Here is a 24,354-nt window from a genome sequence, read left to right as displayed (position 1 = left end):
GGGAGCAAATCCGTGAAAGACTTATTAAAGTTTCTGAAAGCGCAAACTAAAACCGAAGAGTTTGATGCGATCAAAATTGCTCTGGCTTCGCCAGACATGATCCGTTCATGGTCTTTCGGTGAAGTTAAGAAGCCGGAAACCATTAACTACCGTACGTTCAAACCTGAGCGTGACGGCCTTTTCTGCGCCCGTATCTTTGGGCCGGTAAAAGACTACGAGTGCCTGTGCGGTAAGTACAAGCGCCTGAAACACCGCGGTGTGATCTGTGAGAAGTGCGGCGTTGAAGTGACCCAGACTAAAGTACGCCGTGAGCGTATGGGCCACATCGAGCTGGCGTCCCCGACTGCTCACATCTGGTTCCTGAAATCTCTGCCGTCCCGTATCGGCCTGTTGCTCGATATGCCGCTGCGCGATATCGAACGCGTACTGTACTTCGAATCCTATGTGGTTATCGAAGGCGGTATGACCAATCTGGAACGCCAGCAGATCCTGACTGAAGAACAGTATCTGGATGCGCTGGAAGAGTTCGGTGACGAATTTGACGCGAAGATGGGTGCGGAAGCGATCCAGGCCTTGCTGAAGAGCATGGATCTGGAGCAAGAGTGTGAAACTCTGCGTGAAGAGCTGAACGAAACCAACTCCGAAACCAAGCGTAAGAAGCTGACCAAGCGTATTAAGCTGCTGGAAGCGTTCGTTCAGTCTGGCAATAAGCCGGAGTGGATGATCCTGACCGTTCTGCCGGTTCTGCCGCCAGATCTGCGTCCGCTGGTTCCGCTGGATGGTGGTCGTTTCGCCACGTCGGATCTGAACGATCTGTATCGTCGCGTGATCAACCGTAACAACCGTCTGAAACGTCTGCTGGATCTGGCTGCGCCGGACATAATCGTACGCAACGAAAAACGTATGCTGCAGGAAGCGGTTGACGCCCTGCTGGATAACGGTCGTCGTGGTCGTGCGATCACCGGTTCTAACAAACGTCCTCTGAAATCTTTGGCCGATATGATCAAAGGTAAACAGGGTCGTTTCCGTCAGAACCTGCTCGGTAAGCGTGTTGACTACTCCGGTCGTTCTGTTATCACCGTAGGTCCATACCTGCGTCTGCATCAGTGCGGTCTGCCGAAGAAAATGGCACTGGAGCTGTTCAAACCGTTCATCTACGGCAAGCTGGAACTGCGTGGCCTCGCCACCACCATCAAAGCCGCGAAGAAAATGGTTGAGCGTGAAGAAGCTGTCGTTTGGGATATCCTGGACGAAGTGATCCGCGAACACCCGGTACTGCTGAACCGTGCACCAACACTGCACCGTCTGGGTATCCAGGCGTTTGAACCTGTTCTTATCGAAGGTAAAGCTATCCAGCTGCACCCGCTGGTTTGTGCGGCCTATAACGCCGACTTCGATGGTGACCAGATGGCTGTTCACGTACCGCTGACGCTGGAAGCCCAGCTCGAAGCGCGTGCGCTGATGATGTCTACCAACAACATCCTGTCCCCGGCGAACGGCGAACCTATCATCGTTCCGTCTCAGGACGTTGTACTGGGTCTGTACTACATGACCCGTGACTGTGTTAACGCCAAAGGCGAAGGCATGGTGCTGACTGGCCCGAAAGAAGCTGAGCGTATTTATCGCGCTGGCCTGGCCTCTCTGCATGCGCGCGTTAAAGTGCGTATCACCGAATACGAAAAAGATGCTAACGGCGAGTTCGTTGCGAAAACCAGCCTGATTGATACGACGGTAGGTCGTGCAATCCTGTGGATGATCGTACCGAAAGGTCTGCCTTTCTCCATCGTCAACCAGGCGCTGGGTAAGAAAGCGATCTCCAAAATGCTGAACACCTGTTACCGCATTCTGGGTCTGAAGCCGACCGTTATTTTTGCGGACCAGACGATGTACACCGGCTTTGCTTATGCAGCGCGTTCAGGTGCATCCGTTGGTATCGATGACATGGTCATCCCGGAGAAAAAACACGAGATCATCTCTGAAGCGGAAGCAGAAGTGGCTGAGATCCAGGAACAGTTCCAGTCTGGTCTGGTCACCGCCGGCGAACGTTACAACAAAGTGATCGATATCTGGGCTGCGGCGAACGATCGCGTTTCCAAAGCGATGATGGATAACCTGCAAACCGAAACCGTGATTAACCGTGACGGTCAGGAAGAGCAGCAGGTTTCCTTCAACAGCATCTACATGATGGCCGATTCCGGTGCGCGTGGTTCTGCTGCACAGATTCGTCAGCTGGCGGGTATGCGTGGTCTGATGGCGAAGCCGGATGGCTCCATCATCGAAACGCCGATCACCGCGAACTTCCGTGAAGGTCTGAACGTACTCCAGTACTTCATCTCCACGCACGGTGCGCGTAAAGGTCTGGCGGATACCGCACTGAAAACAGCGAACTCCGGTTACCTGACGCGTCGTCTGGTTGACGTTGCACAGGATCTGGTTGTGACCGAAGACGACTGCGGCACGCTGGAAGGTATCACCATGACCCCGGTTATCGAGGGTGGTGATGTTAAAGAGCCATTGCGCGATCGCGTTCTGGGTCGTGTAACCGCAGAAGACATTCTGAAGCCGGGTACGGCGGATATTCTGGTTCCGCGCAACACGCTGCTGCACGAACAGTGGTGTGATCTGCTGGAAGCGAACTCCGTTGACTCTGTGAAAGTTCGCTCTGTTGTATCCTGTGACACCGACTTTGGTGTATGTGCGCACTGCTATGGTCGTGACCTGGCGCGTGGCCACATCATCAACAAAGGTGAAGCTATCGGCGTTATCGCGGCACAGTCCATCGGTGAGCCGGGTACACAGCTGACGATGCGTACGTTCCACATCGGTGGCGCGGCATCTCGTGCGGCTGCTGAATCCAGCATCCAGGTGAAAAACAAAGGTAGCATCCGTCTGAGCAATGCGAAGTCGGTTGTGAACTCCAGCGGTAAACTGGTGATCACCTCCCGTAATACTGAGCTGAAACTGATCGACGAATTCGGTCGTACCAAAGAAAGCTATAAAGTGCCTTACGGCTCTGTGATGGCGAAAGGTGATGGTGAGCAGGTTGCCGGCGGTGAAACCGTAGCAAACTGGGATCCGCACACTATGCCGGTTATCACGGAAGTGAGTGGTTTTGTCCGCTTCACTGACATGATCGACGGCCAGACCATTACGCGTCAGACCGACGAGTTAACCGGTCTGTCTTCTCTGGTGGTTCTGGATTCCGCAGAACGTACTACCGGTGGTAAAGATCTGCGTCCTGCACTGAAAATCGTTGATGCTCAGGGTAACGACGTACTGATCCCGGGTACCGACATGCCTGCGCAGTACTTCCTGCCGGGTAAAGCGATTGTTCAGTTGGAAGATGGCGTACAGATCAGTTCTGGTGACACCCTGGCGCGTGTTCCGCAGGAATCCGGCGGTACCAAGGACATCACCGGTGGTCTGCCGCGCGTTGCGGACCTGTTCGAAGCACGTCGTCCGAAAGAGCCGGCAATCCTGGCTGAAATCAGCGGTATTATTTCCTTCGGTAAAGAAACCAAAGGGAAACGTCGTCTGGTGATCACCCCGGTAGACGGTAGCGATCCGTACGAAGAGATGATTCCGAAATGGCGTCAGCTCAACGTGTTCGAAGGTGAACGTGTAGAACGTGGTGACGTGGTTTCCGACGGTCCGGAAGCACCGCACGACATTCTGCGTCTGCGTGGTGTTCATGCTGTAACTCGTTACATCGTTAACGAAGTTCAGGACGTATACCGTCTGCAGGGCGTTAAGATTAACGATAAACACATCGAAGTTATCGTTCGTCAGATGCTGCGTAAAGCCACCATCGAAAGCGCTGGTAGCTCCGACTTCCTGGAAGGCGAACAGGTTGAATACTCCCGCGTCAAGATCGCTAACCGAGAACTGGAAGCGAACGGCAAAGTGGGCGCCACGTTCTCCCGCGATCTGCTGGGTATCACCAAAGCGTCTCTGGCAACCGAGTCGTTCATCTCTGCCGCATCGTTCCAGGAGACCACGCGTGTCCTGACCGAAGCAGCCGTTGCGGGTAAACGCGACGAACTGCGTGGCCTGAAAGAGAACGTTATCGTAGGTCGTCTGATCCCGGCGGGTACCGGTTATGCGTACCACCAGGATCGTATGCGTCGCCGTGCTGCAGGTGAACTTCCGGCTGCACCGCAGGTGACTGCAGAAGATGCCTCTGCCAGCCTGGCAGAACTGCTGAACGCAGGTCTGGGTGGTTCTGACAACGAGTAATCGTTGACTGCCTGACAGTAAAAAACCCGCTTCGGCGGGTTTTTTTATGGCGTTTTTGTAGGCCCGGTAAGCGTAGCGCCACCAGGCTTTTTTATCAGTTTGCCAGCGGGATTCGGCGATACAGTTCAATCATGTCACCTGCCAGATCCTGAATCACCATCGCGTTCATCAGATGGTCCTGCGAGTGGACGGTGATCAGATTCACCGGCAGCTTACCGGTTCCTTCATCGATCCCGATCAGTTGCGTCTGGATTTTATGCGCCAGTTTGACGTAATCGCGTGACTCTTCCATCGCCTGTTCGGCACCGGCAAAGTCACCTTTGCGGGCCAGTTGCAGGGCGGTCAATGCCTGGCTTCGTGCGGCTCCGGCATTAACCAGCAGTTCCATAATGATGGTTTCTAACTCTTCCATGTTAGGGCTCCATCAGCTTCAGGGCTTTTTCCAGCACGGCATCGCCTTTCATCATGCCGTAATCCATCATGTCGATCACGGCGACTTTCTTACCGAGCGGATCGGCCAGCGCCTGCAATTTTGCCTGCTCATACTTGACCTGCGGGCCCAACAGGACGATGTCCGCCGTGGCAATATTCTCTTTAAACTCTGCGACAGGCACAGCCTTGATCGTCACTTCGATCCCTTTCTTCTGAGCGGCATCTTTCATTCGTTGTACCAGCATGCTGGTGGACATACCGGCGGCACAGCATAAAACGATATTCTTCATAGTTCGCTCTCACGGTTCCATTGATACTTCATCTTTAGTCCGACCGAGTGATGAGAACAACCGCCTTACCGCGAATGTGTGTAAAGCATCACAAAGAAATCGCACAAATAATGAAACCGGTTGCGGTTTTTCTCAAAATGAAAAAAAGCCCGTCATAACGGGCGTTGCAGAGAGGGGATGATCAGCGATTCGCGACAATAATCCGGTTTTTTCCTTCCTGTTTGGCTTTGTATAGCGCTTCATCTACACGCATGATCAGCTGTTCCTGCGCTTCCAGATTCCATTCCCCGAGTCCGGCGCTAAAGGTGACGTGCAGACCCTCTTCACGCCATGAGCGCTGCGCGACCTCAATGCGCCAGCGTTCCAGTAGGGTATGCGCGTTGTTCAATTGCTCACCCGAGAACAGCACGGCAAACTCCTCACCGCCATAGCGATAGACAGAAACGGCGGCGGGTTGCATGATCTGAATCCCTTCGCGCGCGACGTTACGCAGGACGATGTCGCCATTCAAATGTCCCCAGGTATCATTGATAAATTTAAAATTATCAATATCCACCAGTGCCAGAACGAACGGTTGGTGATCGTTCATCAGCGCGGCGATATCGCTGTCAAAAGCGCGGCGGTTTTTACAACCGGTCAGGGCATCAATGGTCGCCTGTCGAACGTAAGCCAGTTCGCGCTCCTTATTGGACTCGATAGCTTTGCTCAGCATTGCTTCAAGGCGCGGTGCGCGTTTCACATCGCCGGTCTTGATTGCGTTGATGATATTCATCAGCACCGTGCGTGAAGCGTGGCGAAGATAGAGACCAAACAGCGCAATGATGATCGCCGCAAGGGCAAATCCCCAGACCACAATGTTGGTCTCATGACGTGTCAGATCGACGAGGGTTGTATCTGAAACCCGATAAATCACAAACCAGTCCGGGTTGGTGAACGAATAGTAGTAGTACCAGTCCTGAGTGTCCGGGTCGTACAGATGTCCTTCACCGCTGGTCATCCGGCTCATGGTTTTTTTACTGACATACTGTTTAAACAGCGCGCCTGTATCCGGATGCAGTACCACTTTTCCATCACGGTCGACCACATAGAACTCGCCCTGGACGGGAGCCACCATCTGGCGCAATGCGTAACCCATTGACGTCAGATCAAGATGAAACGCAATCGTACCTTTCATTTTCCCTTCGGGAGAGATGACCGGTTTGTAGATCGTCACCGTAGGGTGGTGCGTAAAATAGTCAATGTAGGGGGCGGTATAGTTGCTAAAGGTACTGGCTTCAGCCTGATCCATAAACCAGGGACGCGATTTCACGTCGAATGTTGTGCTGCGTTCGGTATTTAGCACTTGGGGCGCGCGCAGGTAATGGCCTTCTATATCTACCAATGAGATCGAGGAGACTGAGGGCATCAGCGTCTGCAATTGCATGATGGTTTTCAGACCCTGTTCCGGGTCAAGGTTAACCGTGTCGTTCAGGTGGTCATTACGAGAAAAGTAGGTCGCCGCCCGACCAAGGATATAATCATTTTCGCGTAGCAAAGACCCGGTATAGTTCACCGCCAGGTTATGGGTGAAATTCCGATTTATGCCATGATAATCTTCAAGAAAATCATTCTTTTGCGTAAAAGTTATGAATATGGCGATCAATAAAAAGCTGAGTATGATCCCCGTAAAGCTCACCAATATTGGCGTCGTGAATGAAAGTTTTCTGTTATGACGTGCCATTACTGTACTTATCCAGAAAGTGTAAATCCCGAAGAGAAGTGCGAAGTGAAGCCAACAATGTGGCTCTGCATATCAGGAAGAATGTAGGCAATTATAATCTCGCTGATATAAGACGAGGTGATTTATCTTAAGAAGTGTACACCCCAGTGGCCATTTTTGGCTGAAATTGGTGTTTTATCTCGCTGATTTCGGTGAAGGCAGGGCGAAACGAGGAAGAAGCTCTTCGCCCTGGACAGCGTTAAGGCTGACGGTGATACGTTAAAAAAGTGAGAGGCTAACAACAACCTCTCGTTTTCTCTCTTTCGTCGCGGCTCGTAAAATGGTTACCCGTTTGCAAGACGGTTCATCGCCTTTGCGAAGCGCGCCCCAGATACGCATCCCAGTCTTTCCATACCGGCTGAAGCCCCTGCGCGGCAAGCGCATCGGCGACAGTTTCGGGACGGCGGTTGTCATGTGGCGCGAACTGTTCCAGTTCAGGATGATTGTCCGCATACCCGCCAGGCTGGGTTTTCGAGAACGCGCTGACGTTGTTAATCGCCAGCGGGATCACGTGGTCTCGAAACCAGGGCGACTCCCGCGTCGACAACGACAGCTCAATTTCCGGTGCCAGCAGACGGAACGCGCAAATGGTTTGTACCAGTTGGCGCTCATCCATGATTGAGGCGGGCTCAATACCGCCAGCGCACGGACGCAGGCGCGGGAACGAAATCGAGTAGCGGCTTTGCCAGTAGTGCTGCTGAAGCCACAGCAAATGCTCTGCAACCATATAGCAGTCCACCCGCCAGTTGTCGGAAAGACCAATCAGCGCCCCGAGGCCGATTTTGTCGATACCTGCGCGCCCCAGTCGGTCCGGCGTTTCCAGCCGCCAGAAGAAATCTTGTTTTCTCCCTTTCAGATGGTGCTGCGCGTACATCGCGTCGTGATACGTTTCCTGATAGACCATCACGCCGTCGAGTCCCAGCGTTTTCAGTTCGGCATATTCCGCCTCGGCTAACGGTTGAACTTCCATCTGTAATGACGAAAACTGCTGGCGAATGGTGGGCAAGTGGCGACGGAAATAGTCCATTCCGACCTTTGCCTGATGCTCGCCGGTGACCAGCAGGAGATGTTCGAAACCCAGCTCGCGGATCGCCGCACACTCCCGGATAATGTCCGTTTCATTCAGCGTCTTGCGCTTGATGCGGTTACTCATCGAAAAACCGCAGTAGGTACAGTCGTTAGCGCACAGATTGGAGAGATACAGCGGGACGTAAAAACTCACCGTATTGCCGAAGCGCTGGCGGGTCAGCGTCTGCGCCCGCTGTGCCAGCGGTTCAAGGTATGCGCTCGCGGCAGGTGACAGCAGTGCCATCATATCGTCGCGGCTGAGGTGGGGGGCATTTAGCGCCCGCTCAACGTCAGCGGACGTTTTGCTGTTGATGCGCAGGCGGATGTCGTCCCAGTCGAGTTGCTGCCAGCGGTCGGTGAACGTTTTCATACCGGGATCTCCAGAAAACCGGTCAGTGGGCTGGTGGCCTGCGCCTGACGGCTGCGACTACCCGGTCCTGCCTGACGCGCCAGAAGGCCGGCTTCTACCGCCAGACGGAAAGCGCGGGCCATCATCACCGGATCGTCCGCCACGGCAATCGCCGTATTCACCAGCACGGCGTCCGCGCCCATTTCCAGCGCCTGCGTGGCGTGGCTGGGTACGCCGATTCCGGCATCCACCACGACCGGAACGGTGGACTGCTGGATAATAATCTCCAGCATGGCCCGGGTTTCCAGCCCCTGATTAGAGCCAATCGGCGCGCCGAGCGGCATCACTGCCGCACAGCCCACCTCTTCCAGCCGTTTACACAGCACCGGATCCGCACCGCAGTAAGGCAGCACCACAAATCCTTGTTTTACCAGTGCCTCGGCGGCTTTCAGCGTTTCAATGGGGTCCGGCAGCAACCAGCGCGCATCGGGATGAATTTCCAGCTTCAGCCAATGGGTACCGAGCGCCTCGCGCGCAAGCTGTGCGGCAAAGATTGCCTCTTCTGCCGTTTTCGCCCCGGAGGTGTTGGGCAACAGCGTGACGCCCGCGTCGATAAGAGGAGCCAGGATGGCGTCATTTTGCTGGCGCAAATCCACACGCTTCATGGCCAGCGTCACCAGTTGGCTACCGGAGGCGCGGATCGCGTCAATCATTAATGCTGGTGATGCAAATTTACCCGTGCCCGTGAACAGATGCGAATCAAACGTTTTATCTGCAATTCGTAACATTTCAACCCCCCGCGATAACCTGAAAAAGCAGGATCTGGTCGCCTTCCTGCACGATGTGCTGCTCCCACTGCTCGCGGGGCAGGATCTGTTGATTCAGCGCCAGTGCGGCGCCGGGTTTTAACTGATTCAATTGCGTCAGCAGTGTATGCACGGAGAGTCCTTCTGCACACTGCATTGGCTCATCATTGAACTGTATTCGCATGTCGCCCTCCACACACTGGGCACCCGCTGGCGCGGCGTAATGCCAGGCTGCGCCACTGGCTGGTTTTGCCGTCAAACAGGCGCAATTCGCCGCCGGGTATCTCCATACCGCTTAGGAGCTTGATTGCCTCGAGTGCCTGCAGGGTCCCCATCATCCCGACCACGGGGCCGACAACGCCTGCGGTACGGCAATTGCGTTCGGGTTCCGCGTCATCCGGCCATAAGCAGCGATAGCAGCCTTGTGACCAGGGCGGCGTCAACACCATCAACTGGCCGCCAAAACCGACCGCGCTGGCGGTGATCAGCGGGGTATCGAGCGCCACGCAGGCGGCGTTAATTTCCTGACGCGTCGCCATGTTGTCGGTGCAGTCGAGCACGACATCCGCTTGCGCCACTGCATGCCTGAGCGCCTCTCCACTCAGACGCTGCGTCAGCGAGAGCAGTTCGATATCCGGATTGAGTCGTGCCAGCCGCTGCTGTGCAACCTGCGATTTAGCGCGGGCAATATCATCCGTGGTGAACAGGATCTGCCGCTGCAGGTTGCTGAGATGAACCTCATCGTCGTCAGCCAGCACCAGCGTGCCGACACCGGCTCCTGCCAGATACAGCGCGGCCGGTGAGCCTAATCCGCCCAGCCCGACGATCAGCACACGGCTGGCAAGCAGCTTTTGCTGACCGTCAATGGCGATATCGCCCAGCAGGATCTGACGGCTATAGCGCATAAAGTCACGGTCATTCATCGCCTGCTCCTGCTATCGCCAGCAATTGCGCGGTGGCCGCCCGCCAGTCTTCGGCCTGGGTAATGGCGCTGACCACCGCAATACTCCCTACACCAGTCGCCAGCACGGCGGGGGCGCGCTCCAGGCTGATACCGCCAATGGCGACGGTAGGATAATCATTCAGACGATTGATATGCCGTGCGAGTTGTTCCAGTCCTTGCGGCGCGGACGGCATCTGCTTAGTCTGCGTCGGGAAAACGTGGCCCAGCGCGATGTAGGAGGGACGTGCCGCCAGCGCTACGTCGATCTCCATATCGTCGTGTGTCGAGACGCCCAGGCGTAATCCCGCCGCCTGAATCGCCTTCAGTTCGGTGGTTTCCAGATCTTCCTGACCCAGATGCACGCCATAGGCGCGGTGTTTGATCGCCAGCCGCCAGTAATCGTTAATAAACAGACGGGCGTTGTATTTCCGCCCCAGTTTGATGGCGGCCACCACATCGGCTTCCACCTCTTCATCACGCTTATCTTTGATGCGCAACTGGAGCGTACGCACGCCCGCATCCAGTAGGCGTTCAATCCACGTTACGCTGTCGACAACCGGATAGAGGCCCAGGCGAAAAGGAACCGTTGGGAAATCGGGTTGAATCATCAGACTTCCTCCCGCTTGAGGTAGATTTCTCCGCCTTTGGCGCGGAAGTTTTCTGACATATCCGCCATCCCCACTTCGATGGTCTGCGCGGCGGCGTAGTCACGGACTTCCTGACTGATTTTCATTGAGCAGAATTTCGGGCCGCACATGGAGCAGAAGTGCGCGACTTTGCCGGATTCCTGCGGCAGGGTTTCATCGTGGTAAGCGCGGGCGGTAAACGGATCGAGCGCCAGATTAAACTGGTCTTCCCAGCGGAATTCAAAGCGCGCTTTGGACATCGCGTTATCACGGATTTGCGCCCCCGGATGCCCTTTCGCCAGATCGGCGGCATGGGCGGCAATCTTGTAGGTAATCAGCCCCTGTTTCACATCTTCTTTGTTTGGCAGGCCAAGGTGTTCTTTCGGGGTGACATAGCAGAGCATCGCGCAGCCAAACCAGCCGATCATCGCTGCGCCAATTCCCGAGGTGAAATGGTCGTAACCCGGTGCGATATCAGTGGTCAGCGGGCCTAAGGTGTAGAATGGCGCTTCATGACAGTGCTCCAGCTCTTCGGTCATGTTGCGACGGATCATCTGCATCGGCACATGGCCCGGACCTTCAATCATCACCTGCACGTCATACTCCCAGGCGATTTTGGTCAGTTCGCCCAGTGTGTGCAGTTCTGAGAACTGTGCCTCGTCGTTGGCGTCCTGAAGGGAACCCGGACGCAGGCCATCGCCGAGCGACAGCGACACGTCATAGGCAGCGCAGATTTCACAAATCTCGCGGAAGTGCTGGAAGAGGAAGTTCTCTTTGTGATGAGAGAGACACCATTTCGCCATAATGGACCCTCCGCGCGAGACAATCCCTGTCAGGCGTTTCGCGGTCATCGGCACATAGCGCAGCAGTACGCCGGCATGAATGGTGAAGTAGTCCACCCCCTGTTCGGCCTGCTCCAGCAGCGTATCGCGGAAGGCTTCCCACGTCAGATCTTCGGCGATCCCGTTGACCTTCTCCAGCGCCTGGTAGATCGGAACGGTACCGATCGGCACCGGGCTGTTGCGCAGGATCCATTCGCGGGTTTCATGGATATAGCGACCGGTGGAGAGGTCCATTACGGTGTCCGCTCCCCAGCGCGTTGACCACACCAGTTTCTCCACTTCTTCTTCGATGGAGGAGGTGACGGCAGAGTTGCCGATATTGGCGTTCACCTTCACCAGGAAATTACGCCCGATAATCATCGGTTCCGATTCCGGGTGATTGATGTTGGCGGGGATGATAGCTCGTCCAGCGGCCACTTCATCACGCACAAATTCCGGCGTGATGTTCTCCGGCAGGCGTGCGCCAAATCCTTCACCCGGATGCTGCTGGCGTAACACTTCACTGCGGATGCGTTCACGGCCCATGTTTTCACGAATGGCGATAAACTCCATTTCCGGGGTGACGATACCCTGGCGCGCGTAGTGCAGTTGCGTCACGCATTTGCCTGCTTTCGCGCGTTTTGGGGTCAGCAAACCGGTGAAACGCAGTTCATCCAGACCGTCGTCGGCCAGACGTTCTTTGGTATAGACAGAGCTGCGGTCAGTTAAGGCTTCGCTGTCGTTACGCGCATCAATCCACGGCTGGCGCAGCTTTGTCAGCCCCTGCTGGACGTTAATTGCCACATCCGGATCACCATACGGACCGGAGGTGTCGTACACCGGAATCGCTTCGTTCTCTTCAAACTGCGGTTCCGCTTTGCTGCCGCCGATGAGCGTCGGGCTAAGCTGAATTTCCCGCATCGGGACGCGAAGATCGTGTTGTGAACCGGTGATGTAGATCCGTTTTGAGTTCGGGAAGGCTGTGCCTTCCAGCGTATCGATAAAGTGTTGTGCTTGCGCGCGCTGTTCGCGGCGGGACAATTTAGGGGTAGTTGCAGACATAGCTCATTCCAAAAAAGTAAGGAGATGGCTTGTCAGACGACGGATGAGTAATAGGTGTGCGACGCCCGTTAAGGCTTACGCATAAAGCAGAATTACTCTTGTTCCCTTCGCAGGTTTTAACCTGATCAGGTTCCGCGGATCCCGAATTAACGGTCTCAGCCGGTGTTTTCACACCAGGCACTCCGACAAGATGTAACCTCTGATAAGAGGCAATAGGGGTAAACTACGCGTTCTGTGCGCCGAACTCAAGCAGGACGTTTGATAACCGCATTGTCATGCATGGCGTCAAAGACCAGCATGATCAGCTTATCTTCTAGCGCAAATCGGGCTTCCAGCGCTTCGCCGAGATCGGATAAAACCTGTTGAAACTCCAGGCAGTTATCGTGATCAATCGCCGTTTCCAGACTGGAGTCATAGTAGTCCATGATGCGTTGTGTGTTAGCTTCCAGTAGCGGCCAAATTTTTGTCGCTTTTAAAAGCTGCCCGTTACCTTCCAATTTATGCAGAATACGTTCATAAATACTGAAGTGTCCGGTGGAGAGGTAGTCGACCAGGCTCTGACAAAAATCATCCAGCGCTTTTTCATTCAGTTGCATGTACGATTCTTTGCCAGGCTTAATGCCAACCAGATTGTAGTAAGCCACGAGCAGATGCTTACGTACATGTAGCCAGCGATCAACCAGTTTGTTACTTCCTCTGACGCGCTCTGTCAGGTCTTCCAGCTGGTTTAGCATGATTGACTCCGCAAGTGTAGATTTAAAAACTGCTCACGCAGGAATTGTAAAAATAATGTTATCAACATGCCAGTGAAGCAAAGGTAGTGCAAGAGCTATGGATCGTATAATTGAAAAATTAGATCACGGCTGGTGGATCGTCAGCCATGAGCAAAAATTATGGTTGCCTCATGGCGAATTGCCACACGGCGATGCGGCAACTTTCGATCTTGTCGGGCAGCCAGCGCTGCAAATCGGAGAGTGGGAAGGCGAACCCGTCTGGCTGGTGCAACAGCATCGGCGTCACGAGATGGGATCGGTTCGTCAGGTGATCGATCAGGATGTGGGGCTGTTTCAACTGGCGGGGCGCGGGGTACAGCTGGCTGAGTTTTATCGATCGCATAAATTCTGTGGCTACTGCGGGCACCTGATGCATCCGAGTAAAACCGAGTGGGCGATGCTCTGTACCCACTGCCGTGAACGTTACTATCCGCAAATCGCCCCCTGCATTATCGTCGCCATTCGCCGTGAGGATTCGATCCTGCTTGCCCAACACGTTCGCCATCGTAACGGCGTACATACCGTACTTGCCGGATTTGTTGAGGTGGGCGAGACCCTGGAACAGGCGGTGGCGCGTGAGGTGATGGAAGAGAGCGGCATTAAAATTAAAAACCTGCGCTATATCACCTCGCAGCCGTGGCCTTTCCCGATGTCGCTGATGACTGCGTTTATGGCGGAGTATGACAGCGGCGAGATTGTCATCGACCCGAAAGAGCTGCTGGAGGCTAACTGGTATCGCTACGATGATCTACCACTCCTGCCGCCGCCTGGCACCGTCGCACGGCGTCTGATCGAAGATACCGTGGCAATGTGTCGGGCTGAGTATGAATGACATGATACACTGACGGCCTGACGCAATAAGGAACTGCAAAAATGACCGAACTGAAGAACGATCGTTATCTGCGTGCGCTGCTGCGCCAGCCCGTTGATGTCACCCCGGTATGGATGATGCGCCAGGCGGGCCGCTATTTACCGGAATATAAAGCCACCCGCGCAGAGGCGGGCGATTTTATGTCGCTGTGCAAAAATGCCGAGCTGGCCTGCGAAGTGACGCTCCAGCCGCTGCGCCGTTATCCGCTTGATGCGGCGATCCTCTTCTCGGATATCCTGACCATTCCGGATGCGATGGGACTGGGGCTCTGGTTTGAAGCCGGCGAAGGTCCGCGTTTTACTGCACCGGTCGCCTGCAAAGCCGATGTCGACAAGCTGCCGGTTCCCGATCCGGAAGATGAACTGGGCTACGTGATGAACGCGGTACGTACGATTCGTCGCGAGCTAAAAGGTGATGTGCCACTGATTGGCTTCTCCGGCAGTCCGTGGACGCTGGCGACCTACATGGTGGAAGGCGGAAGCAGCAAAGCCTTTACCGTGATTAAAAAGATGATGTATGCCGACCCGAAAACGCTGCATGCGCTACTTGATAAGCTGGCGAAGAGCGTCACGCTGTATCTGAATGCTCAAATCAAGGCGGGCGCGCAGTCGGTGATGATTTTCGACACCTGGGGTGGCGTGCTGACCGGACGCGATTATCAGCAGTTCTCGCTGTATTACATGCACAAAATCGTTGATGGCCTGCTGCGTGAAAACGACGGTCGCCGCGTGCCGGTGACGCTGTTTACTAAAGGTGGCGGACAGTGGCTGGAAGCGATGGCGGAAACCGGCTGCGATGCGCTCGGACTCGACTGGACCACCGATATTGCCGATGCACGTCGTCGCGTGGGACACAAGGTTGCTTTACAGGGCAACATGGATCCTTCCATGCTCTATGCGCCTACGGCGCGGATCGAAGAAGAAGTGGCGTCTATACTTTCTGGTTTCGGCCAGGGGGAAGGCCACGTCTTTAACCTCGGTCACGGCATCCACCAGGACGTGCCGCCAGAACATGCTGGCGCCTTTGTGGAGGCGGTGCACCGGCTGTCCGCGCAATACCACCGCTAAGGAGACCATATGGACCTCGCGTCGCTACGCGCTCAACAACTTGAACTGGCCTCATCTGTAATCCGCGTGGATCAACTTGATAACGATCCGCCGGATCTGATCGGCGGGGCAGACGTGGGGTTTGAACAGGGCGGAGAGGTGACGCGGGCGGCGATGGTTTTGCTGAAATATCCCTCGCTGGAACTGGTTGAATACAAAGTGGCGCGCATCGCCACCACCATGCCTTATATCCCCGGCTTTCTCTCCTTCCGTGAATATCCCGCGTTGCTGGCAGCGTGGGAGCAACTCTCGCAAAAACCCGATTTGCTCTTTGTGGATGGTCACGGTATTTCCCATCCGCGCCGTCTCGGCGTGGCCAGCCATTTCGGACTGTTGGTGGATGTGCCGACCATTGGTGTGGCGAAAAAACGATTGTGCGGCAAGTTCGAACCACTCTCTGCTGAACCTGGCGCACTGGCGCCGCTGATGGACAAAGGTGAGCAACTGGCATGGGTCTGGCGCAGCAAAGCGCGCTGTAATCCGCTGTTTATCGCTACGGGCCATCGTGTCGGGTTGGACAGCGCCCTGGCGTGGGTGCAGCGCTGTATGAAAGGCTACCGCCTGCCGGAGCCAACCCGCTGGGCGGATGCGGTGGCATCGGAACGTCCAGCATTTATGCGATGGCAGGAAATGCAGCCCTGATTGCGGTACACTGCCGCTAATTTCTGATTCGAGAATTCATCATGTTACAAAACCCGATTCATCTGCGTCTGGAACGTCTGGAAAGCTGGCAGCACGTCACGTTTATGGCCTGCCTGTGTGAGCGCATGTACCCGAACTATGCCATGTTCTGCCAACAGACCGGGTTTGGCGACGGACAGGTGTACCGCCGTATTCTGGACCTGATCTGGGAAACGCTGACGGTCAAAGACGCGAAAGTGAATTTCGACAGCCAACTGGAGAAGTTTGAAGAAGCGATCCCGGCGGCAGACGATTATGACTTGTATGGGGTTTATCCGGCCATTGATGCCTGCGTGGCGTTAAGCGAGCTGGTTCATTCCCGTTTGAGCGGTGAGACGCTGGAACACGCCATTGAAGTCAGCAAGACGTCCATCACTACGGTTGCGATGCTGGAAATGACCCAGGCAGGTCGAGAAATGAGCGATGAAGAGCTCAAAGATAACCCGGCGGTGGAGCAAGAGTGGGATATTCAGTGGGAAATATTCCGACTTTTAGCTGACTGTGAAGAACGCGACATTGAGCTGATAAAAGGGCTTAGAGCAGACCTGCGTGAGGCTGGCGAGAGCAATATCGGTATAAATTTGCAGCAGTAAGACACGAAAACGTGATTTAACTTCTGAATTGTCGTACCTGAAGGCTTCCCTTCCGCCCCCCGTCTGGTCTACATTTGGAGGGCGAAAAAAAGTGGCTATCGGTGCGTGTATGCAGGAGAGTGCTTTTCTGGCATTTCCGTCGCACTCGATGCTTAGCAAGCGATAAACACATTGTAAGGATAACTTATGAACAAGACTCAACTGATTGATGTAATTGCAGACAAAGCAGAACTGTCCAAAACCCAGGCTAAAGCTGCTCTGGAATCCACTCTGGCTGCTATTACTGAGTCTCTGAAAGAAGGCGATGCTGTACAACTGGTTGGTTTCGGTACCTTCAAAGTGAACCACCGTGCTGAGCGCACTGGCCGCAACCCGCAGACCGGTAAAGAAATCAAAATCGCCGCAGCTAACGTACCGGCGTTTGTTTCTGGTAAAGCACTGAAAGACGCAGTTAAGTAAGACCGCGTGGCTGTGAACAGTTTTAATGAAGGGGCGGCTTCGCCCCTTTCGTCTGTCTGGCGTCGCACGTTGACGTTAGCAGGCGTGCTGTTGCTAACGGCCTGTAGCCATAACGCCTCTCTTCCGCCGTTTACCGCCAGTGGGTTTGCTGACAACCAGGGTGCGGTGCGTATCTGGCGTAAAGACGCATCAGACGGCGTCCATATGCTTTCGGTGTTCAGTCCGTGGCGTAATGGCAGTACCACAACCAGCGAGTACCGCTGGCAGGGTGATTCCCTTTCACTGATAGAACTCAATATTTATGGCGAACCGCCGGAGCATATCCGCGTGCGTTTTGACGATCGCGGCGAGCTGAGCTTTATGCAGCGCGAAGTCGATGGTCATAAACAGCAGTTGTCGAACGACCAAATCGAATTGTACCGTTACCGTGCCGAGCAGATCCGCCTGACCAGCGATGCATTGCGACAGGGGCGGGTGGTCTTGCGTCAGGGACGCTGGCATGCCGCTGAACGTACGGTTACCACCTGCGAAGGCGAGACGATTAAACCGGATTTAGATGCCTGGGCGATGAGTCACATTGAGCGCCGCCAGAGCCATTCATCTGTTGACGTCAGCGTGGCATGGCTGGAGGCGCCCGAAGGGTCACAGCTTCTGCTGGTGGCGAATTCCGACTTCTGCCACTGGCAGCCAAAAGAAAAAACGTTTTGATGGGTGCCGGATGGCGGCCTACATCAGACATTCTGTAGGCCTGATAAGCGTCGCGCCATCAGGCAAAACATTACCAGTGTCCCATTCCCATGTGGCCGCCACGACCACCGCATCCGCCGTAACCCATCCCCATACCGCCAGGGACACCGGCCTGAGCCATGGCAACATCCCGTTTCACCCGTTGTTCATCCAGTGACTGTCTTAAGGATTCCATCTCTTTCGCCACCGCATTGATTTTGGCGGTATCCGGCGGATTCGTCGCTAACAGCGCGTTGTATTCATAGCGTTTGGACATCAGTTGTTGGCGTAGGGCGTTAGTCTGGTTGTAAAAGTCATTATGGATTTTTTGCGCGGCAGCCTGCTGCTCTGCGCTCAGTCCACTGCCATTTTGTTGCCACATGCCGCCGCCGTTCCCCCAGTGATGCCGCGCCAGGGCGGGGCTGGAGCCCAGCACCATCAAAGAGAGGGCGATCAGCGCCAGGCCTGCTTTCGTGTTCCGTTTCATCATTTATCCTCCTGTGGGTGGTCTTATCTTCTGTATTGCATCTTCCGTGCCAGACTGATTCTTCCCGCCCGGCGCGGGTTCTGGCGATGCACAGGCCAGCAAAGCGAGTAAAAATGACTCGCCGGAAGGACGCAGTGGGTCATTTTTACCCGGCGTTGTCGGCAGTTTGTGTGGCAAGACCGGGATACGAGCCGCGAAAAGTGGCATGATTTCTGCTGAAAAGAAGGGATTGAGTCACTCAGAGCTGATGAGAATGATGCGAGAACATAAGGATACGGTAGCCCGATGGTTGAGCGGGGTGCTACCCGCCATCATCCTGATTCTGGTTGGGCTATTTGCCGTGATGGTGATCCGCGATTACGGGCGTGAAAGTGACGCAGCGCGGCAGACGCTGCTGGAAAAAGGCAGTGTGCTAATCCGTGCACTGGAGTCGGGGACGCGCGTCGGGATGGGCATGCGGATGCATCATGCTCAGCAGCAAACGCTGCTCGAAGAGATGGCGGGGCAGCCAGGCGTGCTGTGGTTTGCCGTGACCGATGCGCAGGGCAACGTTGTCATGCACAGCGATCCTGCCCTGGTCGGGAAAACGCTCTACTCGCCAGCAGAGATGCACACATTACACCCAGGAGAAGAGGCGCGCTGGCGTGCGCTTGACGCGACGGATGCGCAGGGGCAGACCGTTCCGGCGCTGGAGATCTATCGTCAGTTCCAGCCGCTGTTTTTCCCTGGACGACACGGGATGCACGGGATGTCGCGTGGCAATGGCGCAATGCCGGGTTCTGCTCATCAGTTCATTTTTATCGCCTTTGATGCCAGTGAGTTGGCCATGACGCAGGCGCGTGAGTGGCGTAATACGCTGATTATGCTTTTCGCGCTGACCACCGTGCTGTTGGCGACTCTCCTGACGTTTTTCTGGTACCGGCGATACCTGCGTTCTCGCCAGCTATTGCAGGATGAGATGAACCGTAAAGAGAAGCTGGTGGCGATCGGGCATCTGGCCGCAGGCGTCGCGCATGAGATTCGAAATCCGCTCTCTTCCATCAAAGGACTGGCAAAGTACTTTGCTGAACGCGCGCCAGCGGGCGGTGAAGCGCATGAACTGGCGCAGGTGATGGCGAAAGAGGCCGATCGTTTAAACCGGGTGGTCAGTGAACTGCTGGAACTGGTGAAGCCCGCGCACTTGTCCTTGCAGTCGGTGGATCTCAATGCGGTAATTGACCACTCTCTGCAACTGGTCAGCCAGGACGCGCAGAGTCGGGCGATTGAGCTGCAATTTGTGTCTGACCCTGCGCTGCCGCCCGTTCAGGCTGACCCGGACCGGCTGACGCAGGTGTTGCTAAATCTTTATCTGAACGCGATTCATGCCATCGATCGGCAGGGGACCATCCGCGTTGAGGCAAGCACAAGCGGAGCCGATCGCGTTAAAATCACCGTTGCAGACAGCGGGAAAGGGATTGCGGCGGAACAGCTGGCCGCCATTTTCACCCCTTATTTCACGACGAAAGCGGACGGTACGGGACTGGGGCTGGCGGTGGTACAGAACATCATTGAACAGCATGGCGGGACGATCCAGGCGGATAGCCTGCCAGGTAAAGGCGCAACGTTCACCCTCTGGCTCCCGGTGACGTTAACACGTAAGGATTCACAAGGATGATTCGCGCAAAGATCGATATTCTGGTGGTGGATGACGACGTCAGCCACTGCACTATTTTACAGGCATTACTGCGAGGATGGGGCTATGACGTCGCGCTGGCCTACAGCGGGCGAGCCGCACTCGAGCAGGTGCGTGAACACGTCTTTGACCTCGTGTTGTGCGATGTACGCATGGCGGAGATGGACGGCATCGAAACGCTGAAAGAGATCAAGACGCTGAACCCGGCAATTCCGGTGCTGATCATGACGGCGTTTTCCAGCGTGGAGACGGCGGTAGAGGCGCTAAAAACCGGCGCGCAGGATTACTTAATCAAACCGTTGGATTTTGACAATCTGCAAACGACGCTGGAAAACGCGCTGGCGCATACGCGAGCATCCGCCAGCGAGCTGCCGTCAGTTTCCGCCTCGCAGTTTGGGATGGTCGGCGAAAGCCCGGCGATGCGACAACTGCTGAGTGAAATTGCGATGGTTGCGCCTTCCGATGCAACGGTATTGATTCATGGAGATTCTGGCACCGGGAAAGAGCTGGTGGCGCGCGCGCTGCATGCCTGCAGTGAGCGGAGCGACAAACCGCTGATAACGTTGAACTGCGCGGCGCTCAACGAGTCGCTACTGGAATCTGAGCTGTTCGGTCATGAAAAAGGCGCATTTACCGGTGCCGACAAGCGCCGGGAAGGGCGTTTTGTCGAAGCCGATGGCGGCACGCTGTTTCTTGATGAGATTGGTGATATCTCGCCGATGATGCAGGTGCGGTTACTGCGGGCGATTCAGGAACGCGAAGTTCAGCGTGTGGGCAGCAACCAGACGATCTCGGTCGATGTCCGCCTGATTGCCGCGACTCATCGCGATCTGGCACAAGAGGTGCAAGCCGGACGTTTTCGTCAGGATCTCTACTATCGCCTGAACGTAGTGACCATTGAAACGCCGTCGCTGCGTCAGCGGCGGGAAGATATCCCCCTGTTGGCTGACCACTTTCGCCAGCGGTTTGCTGAACGTAACCGTAAGGCGGTGAAAGGGTTTACCCCACGGGCGATGGATCTGCTGATTCACTACGACTGGCCGGGGAATATCCGTGAGCTGGAAAATGCAATTGAGCGTTCAGTGGTCCTGCTGACCGGAGAGTATATTTCTGAGCGCGAGCTGCCGCTGGCGATCGCGAGTCAGCCCCTGCCGCTCATGACGGAGCAGGCCATTCAGCCGCTGGTGGAAGTCGAAAAAGAGGTGATTCTGGCGGCGCTGGAAAAAACGGGCGGCAACAAAACGGAAGCCGCCCGTCAGCTAGGGATTACGCGAAAGACGCTGCTGGCGAAACTGTCGCGTTAGTTCTGTTCACGCTCAATGGCGCGCCAGCCGATGTCTTTACGGCAGAAACAGTCGTCCCAGTGGATATCGGTCATTAAGGCATAGGCGCGTTTTTGCGCCTCTGCCACCGTATCCCCCAGCGCAGTGACGCACAGCACGCGACCACCGCTGGTGACAACCTGCTCGTTATCGTCCAGTCGGGTGCCGGCGTGGAACACTTTGCCATCTGCCACTTCTTCCAATGGCAAACCGTGGATCACGTCGCCAGTGCGATAATCGCCAGGATAACCGCCCGCTGCCATCACCACGCCAAGCGAGGCGCGATCATCCCACTCTGATTTTTGCTCATCCAGTTTGCCTTCGCAGGCAGCAAGGCAAAGCTCAACCAGATCGGATTTCATACGCAGCATGATGGGCTGGGTTTCCGGATCGCCAAAGCGGCAGTTAAATTCGATCACCTTCGGATTGCCCTGTTTGTCGATCATCAGACCGGCATACAGGAAACCGGTATAGGTGTTACCTTCTGCCGCCATGCCTTTGACGGTTGGCCAGATGATGCGTTCCATCGTGCGCTGATGGACGTCATCCGTCACCACCGGCGCCGGAGAATAGGCACCCATCCCGCCGGTGTTCAGGCCGGTATCACCATCGCCTACGCGCTTATGATCCTGACTGGTCGCCATCGGCAAGACGTGCTCGCCGTCGACCATCACGATAAAGCTGGCTTCTTCGCCGTCGAGGAACTCTTCAATCACGATGCGATGACCCGCGTCGCCAAACGCGTTGCCAGCCAGCATATCATGTACGGCGGCTTCGGCTTCTTCCAGCGTCATTGCGACAATCACACCCTTACCGGCAGCCAGACCGTCAGCCTTAATGACGATCGGCGCGCCTTTCTCACGCAGATAAGCGAGAGCTGGTTCGATCTCCGTAAAGTTCTGATATTCGGCCGTCGGGATCTGGTGACGTGCAAGGAAATCTTTGGTGAACGCTTTTGAACCTTCCAGTTGTGCCGCGCCTGCGGTTGGACCGAAGATTTTCAGGCCCGCCGCACGGAAGGTATCGACCACGCCTTTCACCAGCGGCGCTTCCGGGCCGACGATCGTCAGGTCAATCTTTTCACTCTGGGCAAAGTTCAGCAGTGCCGGAATATCGGTTGCGCCGATCGCGACGTTTTGCAGCGTCGGTTCCAGCGCAGTGCCGGCGTTACCCGGTGCAACAAATACGGTTGCCACTGTTGGTGACTGAGCGGCTTTCCACGCCAGAGCGTGCTCGCGCCCGCCGTTTCCGATAACTAATACTTTCATGTCTCGCTCCATTAATGGCGGAAGTGGCGCATGTCGGTGAAGATCATCGCAATGCCGTGTTCGTCAGCAGCGGCAATGACTTCATCATCACGGATGGAACCGCCTGGCTGGATCACGCAGCTCACGCCAACAGCGGCAGCAGCATCAATACCATCGCGGAACGGGAAGAAGGCGTCGGACGCCATCGCGGAACCTTTCACTTCCAGACCTTCATCCGCGGCTTTGATCCCGGCAATTTTAGCGGAGTAGACGCGGCTCATCTGGCCTGCGCCAATACCGATAGTCATGTTCTCTTTGGCGTAAACAATGGCGTTGGATTTAACGAACTTCGCGACTTTCCAGCAGAACAGCGCGTCGCGCAGTTCCTGTTCGGTCGGCTGGCGCTTCGTCACCACGCGCAGCTCACCAGCAGTGACCATACCCAGATCGCGATCCTGTACCAGCAGACCGCCGTTAACACGTTTGAAGTCCAGGCCCGGCACGCGCTCAGCCCACTGACCGCAGGTCAGAACGCGCACGTTTTGCTTGGCAGCGGTGATTTTCAGCGCCTCATCGGTCGCTGATGGAGCGATGATCACTTCGACAAACTGACGGGAGATGATGGCCTGCGCCGTTTCAGCATCCAGTTCGCGGTTAAAGGCGATGATGCCGCCGAAGGCAGATGTTGGGTCGGTTTTGTAGGCGCGATCGTAGGCATCCAGAATAGAGGTGCTTACGGCAACGCCGCATGGGTTCGCGTGCTTGACGATAACGCAGGCTGGCTCGTTGAACTCTTTCACACATTCCAGCGCGGCGTCGGTATCGGCGATGTTGTTATAGGAGAGTGCTTTGCCCTGAACCTGCTGAGCGGTTGCAACGGAGGCTTCTTGTACGTTCTCTTCTATATAGAATGCAGCCTGCTGGTGGCTGTTTTCACCGTAGCGCATATCCTGCTTCTTAATGAAGTTCAGGTTCAGCGTCCGCGGGAAGCGACCCGCGGCGTCTTTGCTTTCACCGTGATAGGCCGGAACCATGCTGCCAAAATAGTTGGCAATCATACTGTCGTAAGCGGCGGTGTGTTCGAAGGCTTTAATCGCGAGGTCGAAACGGGTATCGAGGGTCAAAGAACCGTCGTTGGCATCCATCTCTTTAATAATGGCGTCGTAGTCGCTGCTCTTTACAACGATTGCGACATCTTTATGGTTTTTTGCAGCAGAGCGCACCATTGTCGGCCCGCCGATGTCGATGTTCTCTACAGCATCTTCCAGTGAGCAGCCTTCGCGGGCAACGGTCTGGGCGAACGGATAAAGGTTAACAACCACCATGTCGATGGGGGCGATGCCGTGCTGTTCCATAATCCCGTCATCCTGACCGCGACGACCGAGAATGCCGCCGTGTACTTTAGGATGCAGGGTTTTGACGCGTCCATCCATCATTTCCGGGAAACCGGTGTAATCGGAAACTTCGGTCACCGGCAGACCTTTCTCTGCTAACAGACGGGCAGTGCCCCCTGTCGACAGCAGATCCACACCACGTGCGGAAAGTGCCTGGGCGAATTCGACGATACCAGCTTTGTCAGAAACACTGAGCAGAGCGCGGCGGACTGGACGACGTTGTTGCATGGTAAATCCCCTGGATTTGACGATAACAGAGAGCGTTAGCTGAATTTTTCGTGAAAAATTTAGCTAACGCCCCTTACGGGGCATCCTTGTTTTGCGGGGGCATTGTAACGAAAACGTTTGCGCAACGCTCGCGAATTTTTCTTTTTCGATTCTGGTTCTGATTTTCTCTCTATATAGATCATTAACGGCAGGGAAGATCTGCTCAAAGATCCCGACGATTGTGGATAAGTCTGTGTGTAAAAGGGTATAAGGCGGGGTTTTGCTGGGGAATGCAGCAGTCAGTCATTTTTCTGCAACTTTTCTATTGCGGATGCTCGGGAACTCCCTATAATGCGCCTCCATCGACACGGCGGATGTGAATCACTTCACACAAACAGCCGGTTCGGTTGAAGAGAAAAATCCT

At 55.4% G+C, this 24,354-nt stretch carries 23 protein-coding genes and 1 riboswitch; of the genes, 9 read left to right on the top strand and 14 right to left on the bottom strand.

Features of this window, described 5'->3' with window-relative positions; translation table 11 throughout:
• Positions 1 to 12: 12 nt before the first annotated feature.
• On the top strand, positions 13 to 4,236 hold the full coding sequence (gene rpoC, locus OGW13_RS12085; protein ID WP_042998971.1) for a DNA-directed RNA polymerase subunit beta': 4,224 nt from the start codon (positions 13 to 15) through the stop codon (positions 4,234 to 4,236).
• 94 nt (positions 4,237 to 4,330) lie between these two features.
• Here rpoC and OGW13_RS12080 read toward each other — a convergent pair whose 3' ends face one another.
• The 10 genes from OGW13_RS12080 to OGW13_RS12035 all read right to left on the bottom strand — a co-directional run bounded on the left by OGW13_RS12080 (position 4,331) and on the right by OGW13_RS12035 (position 13,126).
• Positions 4,331 to 4,648 carry a PTS lactose/cellobiose transporter subunit IIA gene (locus OGW13_RS12080; RefSeq protein ID WP_042998972.1) on the bottom strand — a complete coding sequence of 106 codons (318 nt, stop codon included), beginning with the start codon at positions 4,646 to 4,648 and terminating at the stop codon, positions 4,331 to 4,333.
• Between the two features lies 1 nt (position 4,649).
• Entirely contained in the window at positions 4,650 to 4,958 is a 309-nt protein-coding gene (locus OGW13_RS12075; RefSeq protein WP_042998973.1) for a PTS sugar transporter subunit IIB, read from the bottom strand.
• Between the two features lie 181 nt (positions 4,959 to 5,139).
• On the bottom strand, positions 5,140 to 6,678 hold the full coding sequence (locus OGW13_RS12070) for a sensor domain-containing diguanylate cyclase (RefSeq protein ID WP_287116164.1): 1,539 nt from the start codon (positions 6,676 to 6,678) through the stop codon (positions 5,140 to 5,142).
• Positions 6,679 to 7,021: 343 nt separating this feature from the next.
• Complete coding sequence (gene thiH, locus OGW13_RS12065) at positions 7,022 to 8,155, bottom strand: 2-iminoacetate synthase ThiH (protein WP_287116163.1); 1,134 nt, start codon at positions 8,153 to 8,155, stop codon at positions 7,022 to 7,024.
• Complete coding sequence (gene thiG, locus OGW13_RS12060; protein WP_125339229.1) at positions 8,152 to 8,922, bottom strand: thiazole synthase; 771 nt, start codon at positions 8,920 to 8,922, stop codon at positions 8,152 to 8,154. Before thiG ends, thiH begins: the two co-directional genes overlap by 4 nt.
• Position 8,923: 1 nt before the next feature.
• A complete protein-coding gene (gene thiS, locus OGW13_RS12055; protein WP_042998977.1) occupies positions 8,924 to 9,124 on the bottom strand; it encodes a sulfur carrier protein ThiS in 201 nt (66 codons plus the stop codon).
• Positions 9,105 to 9,863 (bottom strand): HesA/MoeB/ThiF family protein, encoded by a 759-nt coding sequence (locus OGW13_RS12050; protein ID WP_042998978.1) that lies wholly within the window; start codon positions 9,861 to 9,863, stop codon positions 9,105 to 9,107. Before OGW13_RS12050 ends, thiS begins: the two co-directional genes overlap by 20 nt.
• Entirely contained in the window at positions 9,856 to 10,491 is a 636-nt protein-coding gene (gene thiE, locus OGW13_RS12045; protein WP_042998979.1) for a thiamine phosphate synthase, read from the bottom strand. Before thiE ends, OGW13_RS12050 begins: the two co-directional genes overlap by 8 nt.
• The gene (gene thiC / locus OGW13_RS12040) at positions 10,491 to 12,392 is read right to left on the bottom strand and encodes a phosphomethylpyrimidine synthase ThiC (protein ID WP_044256805.1); all 1,902 of its coding nucleotides are present in this window, start codon (positions 12,390 to 12,392) and stop codon (positions 10,491 to 10,493) included. Before thiC ends, thiE begins: the two co-directional genes overlap by 1 nt.
• Before the next feature lie 85 nt (positions 12,393 to 12,477).
• A riboswitch (TPP riboswitch) is annotated at positions 12,478 to 12,587 on the bottom strand.
• A gap of 50 nt (positions 12,588 to 12,637) precedes the next feature.
• The gene (locus OGW13_RS12035) at positions 12,638 to 13,126 is read right to left on the bottom strand and encodes an Rsd/AlgQ family anti-sigma factor (protein ID WP_042998981.1); all 489 of its coding nucleotides are present in this window, start codon (positions 13,124 to 13,126) and stop codon (positions 12,638 to 12,640) included.
• Between the two features lie 97 nt (positions 13,127 to 13,223).
• Here OGW13_RS12035 and nudC point away from each other — a divergent pair, with 97 nt between their 5' ends.
• The 6 genes from nudC to OGW13_RS12005 all read left to right on the top strand — a co-directional run bounded on the left by nudC (position 13,224) and on the right by OGW13_RS12005 (position 17,583).
• A complete protein-coding gene (nudC, locus tag OGW13_RS12030) occupies positions 13,224 to 13,997 on the top strand; it encodes an NAD(+) diphosphatase (protein ID WP_042998982.1) in 774 nt (257 codons plus the stop codon).
• 41 nt (positions 13,998 to 14,038) lie between these two features.
• The gene (gene hemE / locus OGW13_RS12025) at positions 14,039 to 15,103 is read left to right on the top strand and encodes a uroporphyrinogen decarboxylase (RefSeq protein WP_042998983.1); all 1,065 of its coding nucleotides are present in this window, start codon (positions 14,039 to 14,041) and stop codon (positions 15,101 to 15,103) included.
• A gap of 9 nt (positions 15,104 to 15,112) precedes the next feature.
• The gene (gene nfi / locus OGW13_RS12020; RefSeq protein WP_109739593.1) at positions 15,113 to 15,784 is read left to right on the top strand and encodes a deoxyribonuclease V; all 672 of its coding nucleotides are present in this window, start codon (positions 15,113 to 15,115) and stop codon (positions 15,782 to 15,784) included.
• 41 nt (positions 15,785 to 15,825) lie between these two features.
• The gene (locus OGW13_RS12015) at positions 15,826 to 16,416 is read left to right on the top strand and encodes a YjaG family protein (protein WP_042998985.1); all 591 of its coding nucleotides are present in this window, start codon (positions 15,826 to 15,828) and stop codon (positions 16,414 to 16,416) included.
• A gap of 186 nt (positions 16,417 to 16,602) precedes the next feature.
• Entirely contained in the window at positions 16,603 to 16,875 is a 273-nt protein-coding gene (gene hupA / locus OGW13_RS12010; RefSeq protein ID WP_001044509.1) for a nucleoid-associated protein HU-alpha, read from the top strand.
• Between the two features lie 12 nt (positions 16,876 to 16,887).
• On the top strand, positions 16,888 to 17,583 hold the full coding sequence (locus tag OGW13_RS12005; protein ID WP_104446883.1) for a DUF1481 domain-containing protein: 696 nt from the start codon (positions 16,888 to 16,890) through the stop codon (positions 17,581 to 17,583).
• Positions 17,584 to 17,653: 70 nt separating this feature from the next.
• Here the strand turns inward: OGW13_RS12005 and zraP are convergent, their stop codons facing one another.
• Positions 17,654 to 18,088, bottom strand: coding sequence for a zinc resistance sensor/chaperone ZraP (zraP, locus tag OGW13_RS12000; protein ID WP_044268712.1), 435 nt, complete (start codon positions 18,086 to 18,088; stop codon positions 17,654 to 17,656).
• Between the two features lie 3 nt (positions 18,089 to 18,091).
• A complete protein-coding gene (locus OGW13_RS11995; protein ID WP_141227670.1) occupies positions 18,092 to 18,295 on the bottom strand; it encodes a hypothetical protein in 204 nt (67 codons plus the stop codon).
• Between the two features lie 40 nt (positions 18,296 to 18,335).
• On the opposite strand from OGW13_RS11995, the gene zraS reads away from it, so the two are divergent.
• The gene (zraS, locus tag OGW13_RS11990; protein WP_061070650.1) at positions 18,336 to 19,742 is read left to right on the top strand and encodes a two-component system sensor histidine kinase ZraS; all 1,407 of its coding nucleotides are present in this window, start codon (positions 18,336 to 18,338) and stop codon (positions 19,740 to 19,742) included.
• A complete protein-coding gene (gene zraR, locus OGW13_RS11985) occupies positions 19,739 to 21,064 on the top strand; it encodes a sigma-54-dependent response regulator transcription factor ZraR (protein ID WP_104445911.1) in 1,326 nt (441 codons plus the stop codon). Before zraS ends, zraR begins: the two co-directional genes overlap by 4 nt.
• On the opposite strand, the gene purD is transcribed toward zraR, so the two are convergent.
• Positions 21,061 to 22,350: a phosphoribosylamine--glycine ligase gene (gene purD / locus OGW13_RS11980; RefSeq protein WP_044326879.1), complete on the bottom strand. Its 1,290-nt coding sequence runs from the start codon at positions 22,348 to 22,350 to the stop codon at positions 21,061 to 21,063. The genes zraR and purD overlap by 4 nt on opposite strands.
• An 11-nt stretch (positions 22,351 to 22,361) precedes the next feature.
• Positions 22,362 to 23,951, bottom strand: coding sequence for a bifunctional phosphoribosylaminoimidazolecarboxamide formyltransferase/IMP cyclohydrolase (gene purH / locus OGW13_RS11975; RefSeq protein WP_042998989.1), 1,590 nt, complete (start codon positions 23,949 to 23,951; stop codon positions 22,362 to 22,364).
• Positions 23,952 to 24,354: the final 403 nt, after the last annotated feature.

The organism is Citrobacter sp. Ca225 (assembly GCF_030337175.1).
Classification (GTDB): Bacteria; Pseudomonadota; Gammaproteobacteria; order Enterobacterales; family Enterobacteriaceae; genus Citrobacter_A; species Citrobacter_A amalonaticus.
Note: the sequence above shows the minus strand (reverse complement) of the source record. Positions and strands in the feature narration are given on the sequence as shown.

Excerpts from the sequence above, each read along its gene's own strand:
- OGW13_RS12080 (WP_042998972.1), bottom strand. The coding sequence starts at position 4,648 with ATGGAAGAGTTAGAAACCATCATTATGGAACTGCTGGTTAATGCCGGA.
- OGW13_RS12075 (WP_042998973.1), bottom strand. The coding sequence starts at position 4,958 with ATGAAGAATATCGTTTTATGCTGTGCCGCCGGTATGTCCACCAGCATG.
- OGW13_RS12070 (WP_287116164.1), bottom strand. The coding sequence starts at position 6,678 with ATGGCACGTCATAACAGAAAACTTTCATTCACGACGCCAATATTGGTG.
- thiH (WP_287116163.1), bottom strand. The coding sequence starts at position 8,155 with ATGAAAACGTTCACCGACCGCTGGCAGCAACTCGACTGGGACGACATC.
- thiG (WP_125339229.1), bottom strand. The coding sequence starts at position 8,922 with ATGTTACGAATTGCAGATAAAACGTTTGATTCGCATCTGTTCACGGGC.
- thiS (WP_042998977.1), bottom strand. The coding sequence starts at position 9,124 with ATGCGAATACAGTTCAATGATGAGCCAATGCAGTGTGCAGAAGGACTC.
- OGW13_RS12050 (WP_042998978.1), bottom strand. The coding sequence starts at position 9,863 with ATGAATGACCGTGACTTTATGCGCTATAGCCGTCAGATCCTGCTGGGC.
- thiE (WP_042998979.1), bottom strand. The coding sequence starts at position 10,491 with ATGATTCAACCCGATTTCCCAACGGTTCCTTTTCGCCTGGGCCTCTAT.
- thiC (WP_044256805.1), bottom strand. The coding sequence starts at position 12,392 with ATGTCTGCAACTACCCCTAAATTGTCCCGCCGCGAACAGCGCGCGCAA.
- OGW13_RS12035 (WP_042998981.1), bottom strand. The coding sequence starts at position 13,126 with ATGCTAAACCAGCTGGAAGACCTGACAGAGCGCGTCAGAGGAAGTAAC.
- nudC (WP_042998982.1), top strand. The coding sequence starts at position 13,224 with ATGGATCGTATAATTGAAAAATTAGATCACGGCTGGTGGATCGTCAGC.
- hemE (WP_042998983.1), top strand. The coding sequence starts at position 14,039 with ATGACCGAACTGAAGAACGATCGTTATCTGCGTGCGCTGCTGCGCCAG.
- nfi (WP_109739593.1), top strand. The coding sequence starts at position 15,113 with ATGGACCTCGCGTCGCTACGCGCTCAACAACTTGAACTGGCCTCATCT.
- OGW13_RS12015 (WP_042998985.1), top strand. The coding sequence starts at position 15,826 with ATGTTACAAAACCCGATTCATCTGCGTCTGGAACGTCTGGAAAGCTGG.
- hupA (WP_001044509.1), top strand. The coding sequence starts at position 16,603 with ATGAACAAGACTCAACTGATTGATGTAATTGCAGACAAAGCAGAACTG.
- zraP (WP_044268712.1), bottom strand. The coding sequence starts at position 18,088 with ATGAAACGGAACACGAAAGCAGGCCTGGCGCTGATCGCCCTCTCTTTG.
- OGW13_RS11995 (WP_141227670.1), bottom strand. The coding sequence starts at position 18,295 with ATGCCACTTTTCGCGGCTCGTATCCCGGTCTTGCCACACAAACTGCCG.
- zraS (WP_061070650.1), top strand. The coding sequence starts at position 18,336 with ATGAGAATGATGCGAGAACATAAGGATACGGTAGCCCGATGGTTGAGC.
- zraR (WP_104445911.1), top strand. The coding sequence starts at position 19,739 with ATGATTCGCGCAAAGATCGATATTCTGGTGGTGGATGACGACGTCAGC.
- purD (WP_044326879.1), bottom strand. The coding sequence starts at position 22,350 with ATGAAAGTATTAGTTATCGGAAACGGCGGGCGCGAGCACGCTCTGGCG.
- purH (WP_042998989.1), bottom strand. The coding sequence starts at position 23,951 with ATGCAACAACGTCGTCCAGTCCGCCGCGCTCTGCTCAGTGTTTCTGAC.